The sequence below is a fragment of the Paenibacillus sp. S-38 genome (assembly GCF_049942825.1).
Lineage (GTDB): Bacteria > Bacillota > Bacilli > Paenibacillales > NBRC-103111 > Paenibacillus_G.
The window spans coordinates 2,118,369-2,134,957 of record NZ_CP187970.1 but is presented as its reverse complement, the minus strand read 5'-3'; the positions used below and the strand labels follow the sequence as shown (position 1 = coordinate 2,134,957).

Genomic DNA, 16,589 nt, shown 5'->3' with positions numbered 1-16,589 from the left:
CGATTTCGGGGATCCCCCGGGACACACCCGGCAGCTGCAGATTCCCATAGGAAAATATTTCCACTTACTTATCGAGTTCGTTCCGCAGGATATACAGTGCCGCTCCGTGGGGAGGAACCTCAGCAGAGAGCTCCAGATCCAGTAACCTGGTTTCGCGTCCGCTCCAAAGCTCCTTGGCCCGCACGGCTCCGCTTATTCCTAAACCAGCCAGGGGCACGGATATAGCGGCAGACTCCTCACCTGTATTGAACAGTGCGGCGTAGCGCTCACCGTCCGGACCTTCGGCCATCCAAACAATACGGGCACCGTCCCGTAATACCTGACGGGCGCCAAAGCTGCAGCGGTGCATTCGAAGAACCTCAAGGTTCGTGAGCAGAGACAGTGTCCACTCATCGTTATCCCGGAGCTCTCCGCCAAACATGAGCGGTGAACGGAAAATGGTCCAAAGCGTCATCATCGTCAGCTGCTCGTCCTGTGTGAATCGCGTCCATCTGTCGGCGCCTCCGCCATCAACAGAGCGGATACCGATATGGCCCAGCGGAAGCATGTCGCAATCGGGCCAACAGCCTGGCTTCGGAATTCCTTCCCATCTCTCGCAGCGATCAAACATGTCGAGCAGCAGCGGCCACAGATCCCAGAAATCGTCGGTCATCCGCCACATGTTGGCATGGGCCACGAAGTGATCGGCCTGCTCGACAGGCGCCGGTCCAGGAGACAGACTCAGGACCATCGGCCGTCCGCAGCGGTCGATCGCCTTCCGGATTAGCTCGATCTCAGGCAGATGAGCCTCATACAGCTTCGAAGCGGCAATATCATCGACCTTGACGAAATCGACTCCCCATTCGGCATACAGCTCAAACAAGGAATCATAATAGGCTTGAGCACCCTCCTTGCCAGCATCTACACCGTACATATCCGTATTCCAGGGACATATCGAATTCGTATGAGCGATATCTCGAGCCGCAGCGGTTGTACCCTTGATCGGTGTATTATCATGAACGGCCTGCCGGGGAATACCTCGCATGATATGGATGCCGAATTTTAGTCCGAGCCCGTGTACGTAGTCCGCCAGAGGCTTGAACCCGAGTCCGTCTTTCGCTGAAGGAAAGCGATTCACGGCCGGCACGAGACGCGAGTACTCATCCATCTCCAAACGGACGAAAGGGCGGTATTGGGATGAGATGGCACCCGGTTCATACCATTGGATGTCAACGACAATGTATTCCCAGCCGTAGTCCTTTAAATGCTCAGCCATATACTCCGCATTTCCGCGGATTTCGGCTTCGGTTACGGCTGCGCCGTAGCAATCCCAACTGTTCCACCCCATCGGGGGTGTTGGTGCGATGGTATGATTCAACATATGTTCCTCCAGCATGATATTGGAATGAATTGCTCCCATATCCACATCATACGATACCGGAAAGCTTGATATCTACAGTAATCTTATTCATTTGATTGTAAAATATTGCGGTCACTATCTCGAATCTTTGCTGCGTCTACATTACGCTCACCTTGGCTCTTGCCGTGCAACCGGCCGGGTCTAGCTTCCATCCCGGTTTGCCGAAAAAGGGAGTGCCGTCCGGCTTCCAGAACAATCGCTGGACGCGGGCATGACGGTTCGGATCGTACAGTGGCTCCCCTGGAATTTCTTTATACGGCCGAGAATGATAGACGAGAAGATCTGCGGAGCCGTCTTCGGACTGCGTGAAGCTGTTATGTCCCGGACCGTACTCGGAAGCAGACTCGTCACTGACGAATACCGGCTCCTTCGATTGGGTCCACGAAGCCGGTCCAATGGGTCGCTTGTGTCGGACGCCGTTAACAAGCCCATACAATACCGGTCGTCCGTTCCGCTAGCGGAATAGGCCACGAATAATCTTCCGTTCCGCTTCAGGACAGCCGGGCCTTCATTCACACGATGAAGCTGGATTTCCCAGTCATACTCCGGGGAGGGCAGCTTTACTGGGGCTCCAGAAATCGTCCAGGGACTGTCCATTGGAGCAATATAGAGGCAGGCATCATCGATAATCTGGGCCCATACCAAGTACCTTCGCCCCCTATGCTCAAAGGTCGTCGCATCCAGGGAGAAGCTCTCGCTCGGCAATTCTCCCCTTTAAATTTCCATAGTAATCTTAGTCGTTTGATTGTAGAACATTGCGGTCATTTCCCCTTACCGTTAATCAAAGAACATCCGGCTAAAAGTCAATTGTCCCTCACTGGAACGGAAGCTGCCCGGCGTCCGACCCGTCAATTTTCGAAAGGCCTTAACAAAATAACTTCCGCTTGAATATCCGACTCGTTCTGCGATCTGCTCGACGCTCCAATCCGTCTGGCGAAGCAGCCGCATCGCCTGTTCGATCCGAACACGATATAAATAGTCGTTAGGCGACATGCCGACCGCTGCGGTGAATGTCCGCAGCAAATGATACTTGGATAATCCAAGCTGTTCAGATAGCTGGTCCAGGCTCAGCATCCGGTCATAATGGGATTCCAAAAACACGGCGGCTTCCCGGACTTTGGCCGGCCACTCCTGCTCCGCCCCGTACGGTGCGTACGCAAACCGGCACAATTCGGAGATGAAATGATACATGTAAGAGGAAGCGGTGTACGGTTCCTTGATCCGTCCGGAATTCGCCTCCTCCCAGATATACTCCAGATAACGAATGGGTCTGCTCGTCGGCTGCAAATATGGCGTTTCTCCCAGTCTTCGTTTCGCTTCCTCCCAATTCGGCAGGATGAGCGACGGCCTGAGCAGCACAAAAATAAACGACCACCGGGAACCTCCCTTCGGAAAATAGTAACGGTGATCCCCGGGAATTTGCGTCATAAATGCGCGTCCAGCTTCAATCCGGTACGTTTTCTCTCCGGTTTCGAAGACCCCCTCGCCTTCCAGCGTATATTGGAACAGCAGAAGCGGACCATCCGTCCGTTCGAGTCCATTCCAAAGATAGGTTGAACTCGTTACCTCCTCCCGCCCGACGGCAAACAATTCGCACATGGACAAATTCGCCGGAACTTTGAAACGGAAGCCGAACGTTCCTGAAACGGTCTCGGATGTCATGTCTTCCTCCTCCTTTATTTCGCTTGGTGTGAACTACTATTATGCTATCATATCTATGAAGTAAGACAACAAAAACAGGCAGCTCAAAATGCAGCCACCTGTTTAACCCACGATCTTCCAACTACCATTTGCCTGCGATCCGGTCCTGTTCAGCCTTAGTTATTGTTGCCTCGTAAACGTTCTTGTCCAGCTTATCAAGCTCGGCTGCATATTCCTGCCACGTCGCTTCGAAGGTATCTTGGGCTTCGTCTAAGATGACACGGATCGTTTCAATCGAAATCGACGAGACAATTTTCCGTTCTTCGGCCGCTTCTTTCAGCTTGGATAGAGACCAATGCCTAAAAGGGTAGCCGATCGTATGCGGTGGGATCTGTGCCAGATCGATGATCCGCTCCCGCTGTTCTTCAGTAAAGGTGGGCGGTCTCCCTCCGCCATAATTGGGCTTGAGTGAATCCATGCCTTCTTGATTGAACCGGTGAATGGTCTTACGGATATGTTCACCGGAAATGTGATACATCCGACTGATCTCAGGGACTTTCATCTTTCTGGCAGAGGCAAGGATGAGAAGCGAACGCCGAACCTCCACAGGTTTCTGTTCCCCTGCGAGCAATATGCAGCAGGCGATTTTCTTCATCACTGGTCAGATCTCGTACAAATAAAGTCATGACATTTCACCCCGAATTGTAGTTGTTACGGATTAATTACCCGTTTTACCAACTACGATCTTACCCGTTTTACCAACTACGATCTTACCCGTTTTACCAACTACGATCTCAGAAGGGGCACTAGCTACACCTATCTACTTCTTATGCCTACAGCTCGCCGAATAGGGATGGCGTTGCTCCTTATGCCGGTCCAAACTGCAGGGCTAAATCAACTACCTGACCGTCTTAACCCGCATGGCACAGCTATTTCTAATACTGTTCGTCAAGTTGCCGGGGCGGTTGGTACTTCATTGCTGGTGACTTGTGATTGGACTCTTGCTTTCGTTTTTCATTAAACGTGTAGTTCAAGCCATAGAAGAACCCACTTCATCAGAACTGAAACAAATGGTAGTGAAAGAAGCTAAATCTCTATGGGTAACGAACTAACCTCTCTGAACAAATGCTTTATAATAACTTAACTGTAATATTTTAGTAATCATGATACAATGATTGTGGCTGGCCAGCCTTATTTGGAAAAATGTTTGATACCGGTGATAAACAATGTCGGAGAAACAGTAGGAGGAATTATGAAAAAGATATTTCATTCCGCTGCCGTATGTATGGTAACTGCCTTACTGCTGGTAATGCCACTACAGGCACAAGCTGCCACCGCCGAAACTGAACCAAATGATTCAATAGACAGTGCAAACGTGCTTTCACTGCCCGGCACCTCCTCAAGGAATGGGGCCGCCACCGCAGACGGCAACATTTCCTCTAGCTCTGATGTGGATTGGTGGAAAATCGAACTGCCTTGGGCTTCTATGTTTACTACTTTAACCGTTCAAAACATCGAGGTCATCGGTGCTCAGTACGAGGTATATGAGTATGGCCAGAAAATAGCAGGACCCATGACGGGAAGTTACTCAATCACTTCGAAGTATGGGAAAGATATGACAATAAAAGTCACGAATGCGACACCCGGCACGTATCAGGTAAACTCGAGTTTTTGGCGAATGCTCAAGTTTGGTTAATCTTAACCATAGAGTAGTACTAACGTACATTCAACAGCCCTTCGCAGCAACGAAGGGCTGTCTCTTATTTTCATATCCTCCATCGAGATCCGCTTGCCAACTATTTAGGGACTGTATCCACACCTATGTGAGCCACACCATAATCGAAGCTAGGGTCAAAAATGTCCTAAACATACAGGCCAATTTATCATAGCGTGTGGCTAATCGGCGATAATTCTTCACTTTATTGAAAAAGCATTCGATCAGATGCCTCTCCTTGTAGATTTCCTTATCCCCTTTCCGCGGTTTCCGGCGGTTTTTCTTACTTGGAATCACCGAAGTGGCGGATTGTTCCTTTAAAAGGTGGAGAATCCGATTGGTATCATAAGCACGGTCGGCCAGGACCTGCTTTTTCGTTAAGTCCATCTGCTTTAGCATCTCGTAGCCGGTTACCGAGTCATGACATTGGCCTCCGGTCAGCACAAACCGCAGCGGGTTTCCCAGGGCGTCGACGACCGCGTGGATTTTGGTGGTCAATCCGTATCGGGACCGCCCAATAGCTTGCTTGAGGGTCCCCCTTTTGCACCGCCCCCATGCTGATGGACCCGGACAATTGTCGCATCAATCATGACACTTTCAAAATCAGGTTCAATCGTAACATGCTCTAAGATCCGATCCCAAATGCCAGCAATTTTCCAGCGGCGGAACCGGCTATAGACGGTAGACCAGGAGCCGTAGTATTCAGGCAAATCCCGCCAAGGCGCACCTGTCCGGGCCACCCACAGCATGGCGTTCAGCATCTGGCGATGGTTGTTCGGGGGTCTCCCTCCTTGTGGTTTTCTTTCAGCCGGCAGCAGGTCCTTGATTTTATCCCATTGGTCGTCACGGATTTCGTATCGTCTCATCATATCTATATTTACCCATTTTATTGGTTCATGGTTTGCATACACGCCCTAATTAAATTGCGATCACAAAAAAAAAAAAAAAGAGGCCCGGAGGCCTCTCTCTAAAACTTAGCTGCAGCGGCTGTAGCCGCAGTTGGAGCAGTTCTTGCAGCCCTCGCTGTTGATCAGCGAAGCGGAGCCGCACGACGGGCACAGATCCAGCGACGTGGCCGCATTGCGGGTCACCGCGTACTGGGCCGGCGCCTCGTGGATCACGTCGACCTCCTGCGTTGCCGTGACGAGCTCATCGGCACTGTCGGTGAACTCGCCGTGGGACTCGAGCGCCTTCGCTACGGCGTCCGCGATGGATTCGACACGGTTGGCGCCGAAGCCGATCGCACCGGAGCCGCCGATGCCCTTGAGGTGCTTGACGAGCAGATCAACTTTGTTCCCATGGTCGCCGTAGCGCAGGAACAGGGAGCATACGCGGCCGAGTGCTTCGGACATCGCGAATACGTCCGATCCCGCCTTGCCCACGTTAAGGAAGATCTCACTCGGGGAACCGTTCATGTCGTTGATCGTGATATAAGCCATGCCGAACGGCGTGTTGAACTTATAAGTCGCGCCGCGCAGCACCTGCGGACGGCGCTTGTATTCTTTGTCGAAGACCTTCTCCGTCTTCGCATCGATGTTCACTGCCAGCGTCTTGGACAGGCTGGTCAGCGAAGCATCGGAAGCCGGCGCAGCAGCGGGAGCGACTTCAGCCGCGGCCGTGTCCACAGCCGGTGCGCTGACCGCTTCCGCCTTGTCTTCCTTCTTCTCCGTCGAGAGTACCTGCACGTCGCGGGAGCCGTCGCGGTAGATCGTTACGCCTTTGCAGCCGAGATCGAACGCCAGCTCATAGAGACGCTTCGTCTCTTCGACCGTGAAGTCCGCCGGGCAGTTCGCCGTCTTGGAGATCGAGCTGTCCACCCACTTCTGGATCGCCGCCTGAGCGCGGATATGGTCTTCCGCCGAAAGATCCATCGCCGTCACGAAGTGAGCAGGCAGCTCCTCGTTCGGATGCGCGTCCTTCCACTCCTGGGCGATCGGCACATACTGCTTGTCGAAGCCGAGACGGCTCTGACGGTAGTATTCGAAGGCGAAGTAAGGCTCGATGCCGGTCGACGTGCCGACCATCGTACCCGTGGAGCCTGTCGGCGCCTGGGTGATGACGGTAACGTTGCGCATGCCCTTCTTCTGGATGGCCGCACCGACTTCCGGATACGTGGCCACCATGTTCTTCATGAAGCCGCTCTGCAGGAACGGCTCGGCCTCAAAGTGCTGGAAGGAGCCCTTCTCTTCCGCAATGTCAGCGGAAGCGAGGTATGCTTCCTTCGCCATGAAGCCGTAGAGCTTATCGAGGAACTCAAGCGATTCCGGGCTGCCGTAGCGGATCTCGAGCTTGATCATCAGCTCGGCCAGACCCATGGAGCCGAGGCCTACACGGCGTTCGCCCTGCTGGTTGATCCGGTTCTCTTCGAAGTGGTACGGCGTCTTGTCGATGACGTTATCGAGGAAGCGCGTGGAATATTGGACGGTCTTCGCGAGCTCGTCCCAGGCGACGTCGTGCTTCTCTTCGTCATAGAACTTCGAGAGGTTGATCGCGGACAGGTTGCAGACGCCCCACGCCGGCAGCCCCTGCTCGCCGCACGGATTCGTGCAGATGATCGGGTTGAAGTACCAGGAGTTCGACATCTGGTTATAGTATTCCATGAAAACGACACCCGGCTCGGCAGACTTCCAAGCGGATTCGATAATCGTGTGCCACACGTCACGTGCCCGTACCGTACGGTAAGGAATCACGTTGCGGCCGGCCTTTTTCCACTTGTCGAGATCGCCGTCCCATACGTCGTCGTATTCCGGATCGGCCGTGTCGGGATACACGAGCTCCCAGTCGAGGTCTTCCTTCACGGCTTTCATGAATCCGTTGCTGACGCATACGGACAGGTTCGCGTTCGTAATCTGCCCCATCGTCTGCTTGACGGTGATGAAATCGACCACGTCCGGGTGCCAGTCGTTGATCATGAGCATAAGCGCGCCGCGGCGGCTGCCGCCCTGCTCGATCAGGCCGGTGGCATAGCTGAAGAGCCCGCCCCACGATACTGCGCCGGAGGACGAACCGTTAACGCCGCGAACGATGGAACGGCGTGGACGAAGCGAAGAGAGGTTGATCCCTACACCGCCGCCGCGGGCCATAATCTCGGTCATCTCGGATAAAGTCGCCATGATGCCGCCCCGGCTGTCATGCGGGGAGGGGATCACGTAACAGTTGAACAGCGTGAGCTCGTCGCTCGCACCGGCCCCCGCCGCAATCCGGCCGCCGGGCACTAGCTTCCAGTCGTCAAGCACGTAACGGAACTTCTCTGTCCATTCTTTTTGTTTCTCGGGTGTTGCTTCCACGGAAGCCATCGCAGCAGCCAAGCGGTCCCACATCTCCTGCGGGGTCTTCTCGCGGGTCAGCGTCAGCTTCTCGACGGAGGATTCGACAACCTCCCCGCTGCGTGTACGGACCTGTACGGTATTTCCCTGACGCTCGATGACTTCGCCGACTTCCTTCGCCGGAAACTTCGGATCGTCCTTCGTCAGCACGAGAACGGTGTCGCCCACCTTCGTCTTCGATGTATCGGCGTCTTTCATCGCATAACGGTCAAGGAAAATTTTCTCGCTCAAGCCTTCCAATTTGGTCTGCTGTATGGTCTTCACAACAACAACCTCCTGTATGTAAGATCATCATAATGTACAATATCTGGTTGAGATTTCGATTATACAATACAATATGTAGTGTTTCTAATGGTAAATAAGCGAATTTCGGGGTTTAGTACAAGCCGCCGTGCGATTCTCTAGCTTTTTCTCGGCCGCGCTCTCTTTCTCGTTCGTGCTGAAATAAGGAATTTCGACAAACACCCCGCTGTCAGGCAAATATCACCATGGAGTCTTTTGACAACCTACCTCCGGATTGGTAGTCTGAACTCATCATAACACAAGCCCCGGGGATGAAGTCAAACATATGTTCCCCACCCTTGGCTTATTGTATGACAGGAGGAGCAGCCATATGTCTCAAATCTACTGGTACCAGAATCAATTCCTGCCGAAGGACGAAGTACGCATCTCGCCCGAGGACCGTGGCTATTACTTCGGCGACGGCGCCTACGAGGTGGTCCGCGTCTATCACGGCAAGCTGTTTGAGGCGGACGCTCATTATGACCGGCTCGTCCGGACGGCGGAAGCCATCCACATGCCCCTGCCCTTATCCAAGAGCGAGCTGCTGGACGGCCTGAACGAGCTCGTAGTACGCAATCAGGTGCAGGAAGGCACCGTCTATCTCCAGTTCACCCGGGGTATCGCTCCGCGCGCCCACAGCTTCCCCCAAGGGGCCGAGCCTGTTCTTATGGCTAACGCCAGTGAACTGAAGCGCCCCCTTGCGACCATGGAAAACGGCATCCGCACCGTCACGATGGACGACATCCGCTGGCTGCGCTGCGATCTCAAGACGCTGAACCTGCTCGCCAATACGATGGCGAAGCAGCATGCGCTCTCCCAGGGCGCAGACGATGTCATCCTGCACCGCCAGGGAACGGTCACCGAGTGCAGCGCCTCCAACGCCGCCATCGTCAAGGACGGCCGGATCATCACGCATCCGGCCAATCATCTCATCCTCCACGGCATTACGCGCATGGTCATGCTCCGGCTGGCAGAACGGCTCGGCATCCCGGCGGACGAGCGGCCGTTCACCCTGGACGAGCTCCGCTCAGCGGACGAGGTCTTCATCACGGGAACGACCGTGGAGATTACTCCGGTGATTTCGATTGACGGTCAACCCGTCTCCGGCGGTCAGCCCGGACCGGTCACCCGGCGTCTGCAGGAAGCCTTCTCGGAGACCATAACTTCCTGATTATTTACCACGCGGGTCCGTCTTTGCAACAGATAAATATGACGAAAAAGCGAAAGCCTGACGGCTAGAGAGCATCAGCCCGGTCACCGCACAGCAAATCCCCCGGAGTGGAAGCCCAGGCTTCTCTCCGGGGGATTGTTGTTTATCCCGCAGCAGCCATCCGCCGGCACAATTCAACCGGAAGCGCCAGCGGTCTACCGGCGCAGATTCCACTCCGGATTCCCGTACTTCTCCGTGACCAGCCGCTCCGCCAGCTCCGCCTCCCTAGGCGTCAGCTCGCCCGGCACCAGCCGGATGCCGAGCCCTTCGGCGATGCCGTGGGCGAAAGCCTCCTCGACTTGCGCGAGCGTCACGTCCGGCAGGCCGGCCGCCTGCCGCAGGTCGTTGATCGCAACCGCCTTGCGCAGGAACTGCGCCTTCATCCGCTCGCCCACCCGCTCGCTGGCGAACTTCAGCAGCCCGAACAGCTGGTCCGCATCGAGATCCAGCAGGATCGATCCGTGCTGGAGCACCACGCCCTTCTGGCGGGTCTGCGCGCTGCCTGCAATCTTACGTCCCTCGACTACAAGCTCATACCAGGACGGCGAATCGAAGCAGGCTGCCGAGCCGATCGACGCGTACTGGCTTTTGTCCTCCTCGCTCTCAAGCTGCACCATGTCGGCGGCAAGCCCTAGACGCCGGAAGCCGAGCAGCAGGCCCTCGCTCAGCACCCGGTAAGCCTCCGTCACGCTGCGCGGGATGCCTTCGTACTGCTCGGAGACGATCATGCTGTACGTCAGTTCGCGGTCATGCAGCACGGCACGTCCTCCCGTGGCCCGGCGCACGAAGCCGATGCCCTCACGCTCCAGCGCCTCAAAATCAACCTCCGTCTGCGCCTTCTGGAAATAGCCTACCGACAGCGTCGGCGGGTTCCATCCATAGAAGCGCACGGTCGGAGGCACCCGGCCTTCGCTGTGCGCCGTCAGAATCGCTTCATCTACAGCCATATTATAATCCGGAGCGGACAACCCGCTGCGGATCCATCTCCACTCGTTCATTCTTTCATCCTCCTGTGATTTCAAGCGGCCCCCGGCGGATACGCCTCATAGGGCACCCTGCCCCGATGACCGGGCCGCGGGCAACGCAAAGCCTCCCTGGCAGCACAACCCGCTCAAGGAACACCCGTCTCTCCATCATAATGGATCGTGCTTTCGTTTGAAAGTTTTTCTTTGTGTACATACTAGGAATTGATAAGAGGGGTGCAGCAGGCCCGAAAACCTTCACCTATTGTCAAAGAAAAGGAGCGCGTGAGATGCAGCCAACCGATCGGAAGGTACACTTACGGCAGTTGAATGAGCATGTCCAGGTCCACTTTGAACGGGATTGGTTCGAGGAACTGCATGAGCGTGCCCTGCGCAACGGCCCATGGGACGACTTCACCATGTTCAAGCTGGCGCATGAAGCGGAACGCGCGGGACTCATCCACAGCTTCGACGAGCTCCAGTGCCTGACGCATCTGCCGAGTCTCGTGCCGATGGACCATCAGATCGAGACGGCGAAGAAGGTGCTCACCGAGATGCGCGGGCGCGCCATTCTGGCGGATGAGGTGGGTCTCGGCAAGACGATTGAAGCCGGCCTGATCCTCAAGGAGTACATGATCCGCGGGTTGATCCGCAAGGTGCTCATCCTCGTCCCCGCCTCCCTCGTGCTGCAGTGGGTGCGCGAGCTCAACCAGAAGTTCGGCATCCCGGCCGTGGCCCAGAAGAAAGAGTATATGTGGGCTCAGAGCGACATTGTCGTCGCCTCCATGGACACGGCCAAGCGCGACCCGCACCGGGAGATCGTGCTCGGGCTCGAGTATGACATGCTCATCGTAGACGAGGCCCACAAGCTCAAGAACAAGAAAACGACAAGCTACCAGTTCATCAACGAGCTGCGCAAAAAATATTGTTTGCTCCTAACCGCCACGCCCGTGCAGAACGATCTCAGCGAGCTGTACAACCTGATCACCCTGCTGAAGCCGGGCCAGCTCGGGGGCAAAACGAGCTTCCAGGCCAACTTCGTCGTCGACAAGCGCATTCCGAAGAACGAAGAGCAGCTGCAGGCCGAGCTCAGCAAGGTCATGATCCGCAACCGGCGAAGCGACGGCAATGTGAACTTCACGAAGCGCATCGTGCGTAACATCCCGCTCCAGCTCTCCCCCGAGGAGCAGGCGCTGTATGACGGCGTCACGAACTTCGTCAAAGGACGGTTCGAGGAGGCCGGAGGCGACCTCAGCTCCGTGCTGTCTTTGGTGACCCTGCAGCGCGAGGTGTGCTCCTCCCGGGACGCCGTGTTCATTACCCTCGTCAACATGTTCAAAAAAACGGACGAAGCCTCCCCCCTGCGGCCCCGCATCTGGGAGCTGGTAGAGCTCATCCGCTCCATCAAAGCGAACACGAAGGCCGAGAAGGTCATGGAGCTCATCCGCGACATCAACGATAAAGTCATTATTTTTACGGAGTACCGCGCTTCCCAGGAATATCTGCTGCAGTATCTCAAGGACCACAAGATCTCGGCCGTGCCCTACCGAGGCGGCATGAACCGGGGCAAGAAGGACTGGATGATGGACTTGTTCCGCAACCGGGCCCAGGTGCTGATCGCGACCGAAGCCGGCGGCGAGGGGATCAACCTGCAGTTCTGCTCCAATATGATCAACTTCGACCTCCCGTGGAACCCGATGCGGGTAGAGCAGCGGATCGGCCGCGTGCACCGGCTCGGGCAGAAGGAGGATGTGAAGATCTATAATCTCTCGACCACCGGTACGATCGAGGAGCATATCCTGTCCCTGCTGCATGAGAAAATCAACATGTTCGAGCTCGTCATCGGCGAACTCGATACGATCCTCGAGCGCTTCGAGAAGAAAACGTCGCTGGAGTCCCACCTCGCGAAGCTGATTCTCGCCTCCCGCAGCCAGGATGAGATCCGCCGCCAGCTGGACGACCTCGGCCACACGTTCACCCAGGTGCGCTCCGAGGTGCAGCAGGAGGCTGCCGACGGCTCCCGCCTGCAGTCGATGCTGAACGCCGTCGGCCAATCCGTCACGGACGGCGGGCTGGAGGAGGTGCAGCCATGATGAACGCCGAACAGATCCGCAGCTTCGTCATGCGCTACCTGGAGGCAGAGCAGTGCGAGATTCAGGAGAAGCACCCCGCCTACGTAACGGTGAAGCTTTCGCCCTCCGCCGACCGGGACCTGAACCACCGTCCGTATTACTGGAGCTTCGTAGAGCGCACGGGCGTGACGCCGGAGACGATGACCTGCACATTCGTCTTCGACCCGGAGACGTATCGTGAGCTGCATCCGCCCCCGCAGGGCATGCCGGGGGCGCCCGGCCCGATGGCGGCGCCTCCCGGCATGGCCGGTGCGGGGCCAGCCGCCCCGGGCGGGGCGGCTCCTGCGCCGGGAGGGGCGGGCGGGGCGCCGCAAGCCGCACCCGGGCCCGGGCAGGCTCCCGCCGGGACCGCCGCTGCCGGCGGACCGCTGCCGCCCGGCACACACCCGCCGCAGGGCGACAGCATCCTCGGCCGGTACTTCGGCTTCGTGCCGACGTCCTTCACCGCCCGGGTTCCGCGCGATGAGATGACCTACGGCTCCCGCCGGCTCGAGCAGATCTTCGGGGCTGTGCGGGGTAAGGGCCGCTTCGTGCGCCTCTTCGAGCATTACGTGCCCGAGCAGCCGAAGATGACCTCGACCGTACCGTATGAGAGCTGGCTCGCCGTCAACTACAAGGTGGAGCTCGCCTGCGACATGAAGCGCAGCGAGATCCACTCGATCGGCATCCAGCTGCAGACCGGGCAGCTGCGCGAGGGCTTCCACGAGTGGATCTCCGGGCGCCGGATGACTCCGCGCCTTCCGGCCCACGTGTATGTAACGCCCGACAAGATCACGCTTCCGCGGGCGGTGCTCTTCCTCGAGCAGTATCTCGAGGAGAAGCTGGCCGCTTACGATCACGGGTGGGCGCGTGAAGCGCAGCTGCGGCTGCGGGAGGAGCTCGAGCGGATCCGGGGCTACTATGATTCGCTGCTGCAGGCCGCCGAGCCCGACAAGCGCCCCGAGATCGAAGCGCACTACACGAACCGGATCAACGAAATCGAGTGGCAGTATCACCCGAGGGTGCATGTATCCGCCATCAACTGCGGTTTATTCCATGTGCCCGCTGCGAACCGGGCGCCCTTCTGACGAAGCGCCGCGAAGACTAGCGGTTCTTCGGGAAAAGTTTTTTTGTAACGCTTACAGGTTCTAACAAACTTTTCGCCGCATACGCTGTATAGTAAAGACATATTCGAAGCAGACAGCGCATAGAGCCGAAAGCCAAACTTACTTCCCAGCAAAGATGGTGAAAAAATTTTGAAGAAACTCACGCTCGCTCTAGCCGCGCTGCTCTTAACCGGCGGCCTACAGGCCGCAGGACCGCTCGAATACGCTCCCGCGCATGCCGTGGAGCAGCAGCACCAGGAGATGGGGCAGACCAGCCCCCCGGCCCCGGCCGATCCCGCGCCGCAGCAGCAGACCGCAGGCTCTCTCGAGGAAGCCGTGCAGGCGCTCATCCGGGAGCTCTCCTCACAAGAAGGCTTCGAGTCCTGGGCGAAGGCCGAATGGACAAGCTACCCGCTTGGTCCGGGCACCCACGGCTGGGTCGTGCTGCTGAAAACCGACGGTATCGAAACCGGTTATCTCGTCATTCACGATGCCGGATCAGGCCGGTATCTCCTCTCGGAATACGGCCGCGGCGAGTACCCTTTATTCAGCTTACAGACGCTGCATCATTCTCTGGTGCGGCTTGACCTTATCCCATCCGATGCTCACATTCAGCGCCTGTATTACAATCCGCTTGAAGCCCTATGGCAGATTACCGCCCCGGGCGGCAGCCCTGTCCGGTATCTCGATGCCAAGACGGGCGAGGAGCTCCCCTTAAGCTCCGGCGACGTTCCCCACAAGGAACTGCCGGCCGGCGAAGGCAGCTCGTATCTGACCGGGAGCCCGGCTCCCAGACCCGAAGTCCTGATCGGCGGTGCCCCCTTCGATGCCTATGAACGGCTTCCCTGGGTAACCTCGCCTCCCGCTTCCCCCCCTTCTGCCACTGAGCTTGGCGAGTGGTTGAAGCAGGGCCGCAGGCCGATCTATGCCGCTGAAGTGTACGGCGGCCGCTATCTGATCCCGCTGGCCGTTACCGGCCTGCAGACGTGGTCAAGCGGTACAGCCTACGTCAGAGCCCAGCAGGATGATGAACGCTATCTTCCTCTCGGCGCCCTGCAGCACTTGGGCGGGTTTTACCCCTAACCTTGGTTTCTCTCCTCTCCTATATAGAAAGCTTCCAGCCACCCCGCTCCGGTTTTCCGGCAGCGGACGGCAAGAAGCTTTCCTTTTTTTGTATTTATGGACCTTCCCGCCGACCGCGTCATGGAGCGATATATCTGTACATCCATTCGATCCAGTAAGCCAGAATGAACAGCGTAAAGAGCATGGCAGGCGGGATCGTGGCGAAGGTGACCTTCACATATTCCTTCCACGGCAGCTGCACCTTATGTTCCTTGAGGATGCCAAGCCAGATCAGCGAAGCCAGCGTCCCGATGGGCAGCAGCAAAGCTCCCAGGTCGCTGCCGATAACGGCGGCGAGGTAAGCGGTTTTGAGCGTCATCGGATCCAGCTCCATGCCTGTCAGCGTCATTGTTCCAATCATAAGTGCAGGATGATTATTGAACAGGACGGACATCAGTGTCGTCAATCCGCCCATCACCATACTCGCTGCAAGCAGACTGTCCCGGACCCATGGCTCGAAGACGCTCACGAGCAGCCGCGTCAGTCCGATATTGTTCAGACCGAAGATAATCACATACATGCCGAACGCAAAAACAAAAATGTGCCACGGCGTCTTCCTGAGCATGTCCGTGGGAGGAATCTTCAACGCCGCCCAGCGCCACAAGAGCAGCAGTACCGAGCCCAGGACCGCCACAAGATCGATCGGGATCCCCAGGTAAGAGGCCAGGAACAGTGAACATCGGACGAGGAAAACGAATAATAAGATCCGCTGCATGAAGCGGTCGCGGTTCTGCATTACGGTGATGTCGGCCGGATGCTGCAGGGGATGGTGCCCCGGCCCGTGAAAATGGGGCGGCCGGTGCGGCAGCTTCTTCGGCAGGCGATCCCGGAAATAGAGGAACAGCAGGCTGACTAGGAACAGCAGCCCGAGCATCGATGGAATGAACATCATCAGCGTATGCATGTAGAGGTCCATGCCGACGATCTTCAGCGCGATCAGGTTCACGATATTGCTTACGCCGATCGGCGCGCTTGAGGCTGTTGCGATCAGCGAACCGGAGAGCAGATAGGGAATCTTCTGGTGGTTCTTGAGGCCAAGCCTTTTCAGCAGGATCAGGAGGATCGGCGTCGTAATCAGGATACTTCCGTCATTGTTGAAGAACAGCGTCATCAAAAAACAGATCAGGTTGACGTACCAGAACAGCCGGATGCCCGAGCCCCTGGCCCGGGCGGCCAGTCCTTCGGCCGCCCATTGAAAAAAACCGAAGCTCTCCAGCACGATGGCCATGACGATCGTCGCCATAATGGTAATGGCCGCGCCGCTGATCGTTGAGCCGATTTGGCCGAGGTCCGCCAGCGTAACGCTTCCGCTGAGCAGGACAATGACCGCTCCGATGACCGCGGGGACCGCTTCGTTCAAGCCCCGCGGACGGAGAAGGATCAGCAGCATCGTCATGAGGAAAGAGAACACCGTCAAACTGATCATGGCCGGTTCCGTCATCATTCATGAACTCCCCTTCCCATGTAGGTACGTACGGTGATTTGTCATTCCCTGGCGAGCGCAGGAGGCAGCTCGGGCAGATGGGCTTCGGGCAGCGCGGCGGCATAAGCCTCCGGTTCAGCTTCCGCCGCCCATTGCGGGTGCGGCGGCTTCAGCACGAAGTACAGCGAACAGCCCGCGACTATGACAATCAACAGGGTAATCATGGTCATTCCTCCTTTCGCAGCCGGACACCGTTATATGAATCTCCGTGACGGATTCATAGGAAGGCCATC

At 56.9% G+C, this 16,589-nt stretch carries 13 protein-coding genes and 2 pseudogenes; 6 read left to right on the top strand and 9 right to left on the bottom strand.

Going from position 1 to position 16,589, the window contains the following annotated elements; translation table 11 throughout:
* Window positions 1-64 precede the first annotated feature (64 nt).
* From ACP26L_RS10225 to ACP26L_RS10210, 4 genes and pseudogenes are all read right to left on the bottom strand, one after another.
* The gene (locus tag ACP26L_RS10225) at window positions 65-1,360 is read right to left on the bottom strand and encodes a glycoside hydrolase family 27 protein (protein WP_426452419.1); all 1,296 of its coding nucleotides are present in this window, start codon (window positions 1,358-1,360) and stop codon (window positions 65-67) included.
* 136 nt (window positions 1,361-1,496) lie between these two features.
* Window positions 1,497-2,095: pseudogene (locus tag ACP26L_RS10220) on the bottom strand (glycoside hydrolase family 43 protein); the annotation flags it as partial.
* 81 nt (window positions 2,096-2,176) lie between these two features.
* A complete protein-coding gene (locus tag ACP26L_RS10215) occupies window positions 2,177-3,061 on the bottom strand; it encodes a helix-turn-helix domain-containing protein (protein ID WP_426452418.1) in 885 nt (294 codons plus the stop codon).
* Between the two features lie 121 nt (window positions 3,062-3,182).
* Window positions 3,183-3,695, bottom strand: a complete 513-nt coding sequence (locus ACP26L_RS10210) for a helix-turn-helix domain-containing protein (protein ID WP_426452417.1) — start codon at window positions 3,693-3,695, stop codon at window positions 3,183-3,185.
* 144 nt (window positions 3,696-3,839) lie between these two features.
* Between ACP26L_RS10210 and ACP26L_RS10205 the strand changes: the two are divergent.
* A pseudogene (locus ACP26L_RS10205) lies at window positions 3,840-4,028 on the top strand (MFS transporter); the annotation flags it as partial.
* A 264-nt stretch (window positions 4,029-4,292) separates the two neighbouring features.
* Window positions 4,293-4,736, top strand: a complete 444-nt coding sequence (locus ACP26L_RS10200) for a hypothetical protein (RefSeq protein ID WP_426452416.1) — start codon at window positions 4,293-4,295, stop codon at window positions 4,734-4,736.
* A 123-nt stretch (window positions 4,737-4,859) separates the two neighbouring features.
* Here the strand turns inward: ACP26L_RS10200 and ACP26L_RS10195 are convergent.
* Together ACP26L_RS10195 and ACP26L_RS10190 are read right to left on the bottom strand one after the other, a co-directional pair.
* A protein-coding gene (locus ACP26L_RS10195) for an IS5 family transposase (RefSeq protein ID WP_426454885.1) occupies window positions 4,860-5,620 on the bottom strand; the annotation gives its coding sequence in 2 pieces (ribosomal slippage) (window positions 4,860-5,281 and window positions 5,281-5,620; 762 coding nt in all).
* 108 nt (window positions 5,621-5,728) lie between these two features.
* A complete protein-coding gene (locus ACP26L_RS10190; RefSeq protein WP_426452415.1) occupies window positions 5,729-8,344 on the bottom strand; it encodes an adenosylcobalamin-dependent ribonucleoside-diphosphate reductase in 2,616 nt (871 codons plus the stop codon).
* A gap of 349 nt (window positions 8,345-8,693) precedes the next feature.
* Here ACP26L_RS10190 and dat point away from each other — a divergent pair, with 349 nt between their 5' ends.
* Window positions 8,694-9,533, top strand: a complete 840-nt coding sequence (gene dat, locus ACP26L_RS10185; RefSeq protein ID WP_426452414.1) for a D-amino-acid transaminase — start codon at window positions 8,694-8,696, stop codon at window positions 9,531-9,533.
* Between the two features lie 194 nt (window positions 9,534-9,727).
* Here the strand turns inward: dat and ACP26L_RS10180 are convergent, their stop codons facing one another.
* Window positions 9,728-10,570, bottom strand: a complete 843-nt coding sequence (locus ACP26L_RS10180) for a lipoate--protein ligase family protein (protein ID WP_426452413.1) — start codon at window positions 10,568-10,570, stop codon at window positions 9,728-9,730.
* Window positions 10,571-10,824: 254 nt separating this feature from the next.
* Here ACP26L_RS10180 and ACP26L_RS10175 point away from each other — a divergent pair, with 254 nt between their 5' ends.
* The 3 genes from ACP26L_RS10175 (at window position 10,825) to ACP26L_RS10165 (ending at window position 14,834) form a co-directional block, all read left to right on the top strand.
* Complete coding sequence (locus ACP26L_RS10175) at window positions 10,825-12,627, top strand: DEAD/DEAH box helicase (protein WP_426452412.1); 1,803 nt, start codon at window positions 10,825-10,827, stop codon at window positions 12,625-12,627.
* Window positions 12,624-13,733, top strand: a complete 1,110-nt coding sequence (locus tag ACP26L_RS10170) for a YqhG family protein (RefSeq protein WP_426452411.1) — start codon at window positions 12,624-12,626, stop codon at window positions 13,731-13,733. The genes ACP26L_RS10175 and ACP26L_RS10170 overlap by 4 nt, the downstream gene beginning before the upstream one ends.
* 168 nt (window positions 13,734-13,901) lie before the next feature.
* Window positions 13,902-14,834 (top strand): hypothetical protein, encoded by a 933-nt coding sequence (locus ACP26L_RS10165; protein WP_426452410.1) that lies wholly within the window; start codon window positions 13,902-13,904, stop codon window positions 14,832-14,834.
* Between the two features lie 118 nt (window positions 14,835-14,952).
* Here ACP26L_RS10165 and ACP26L_RS10160 read toward each other — a convergent pair whose 3' ends face one another.
* Entirely contained in the window at window positions 14,953-16,317 is a 1,365-nt protein-coding gene (locus tag ACP26L_RS10160; RefSeq protein ID WP_426452409.1) for an arsenic transporter, read from the bottom strand.
* A gap of 41 nt (window positions 16,318-16,358) precedes the next feature.
* Window positions 16,359-16,520, bottom strand: coding sequence for a hypothetical protein (locus tag ACP26L_RS10155; RefSeq protein WP_426452408.1), 162 nt, complete (start codon window positions 16,518-16,520; stop codon window positions 16,359-16,361).
* Window positions 16,521-16,589 lie beyond the last annotated feature (69 nt).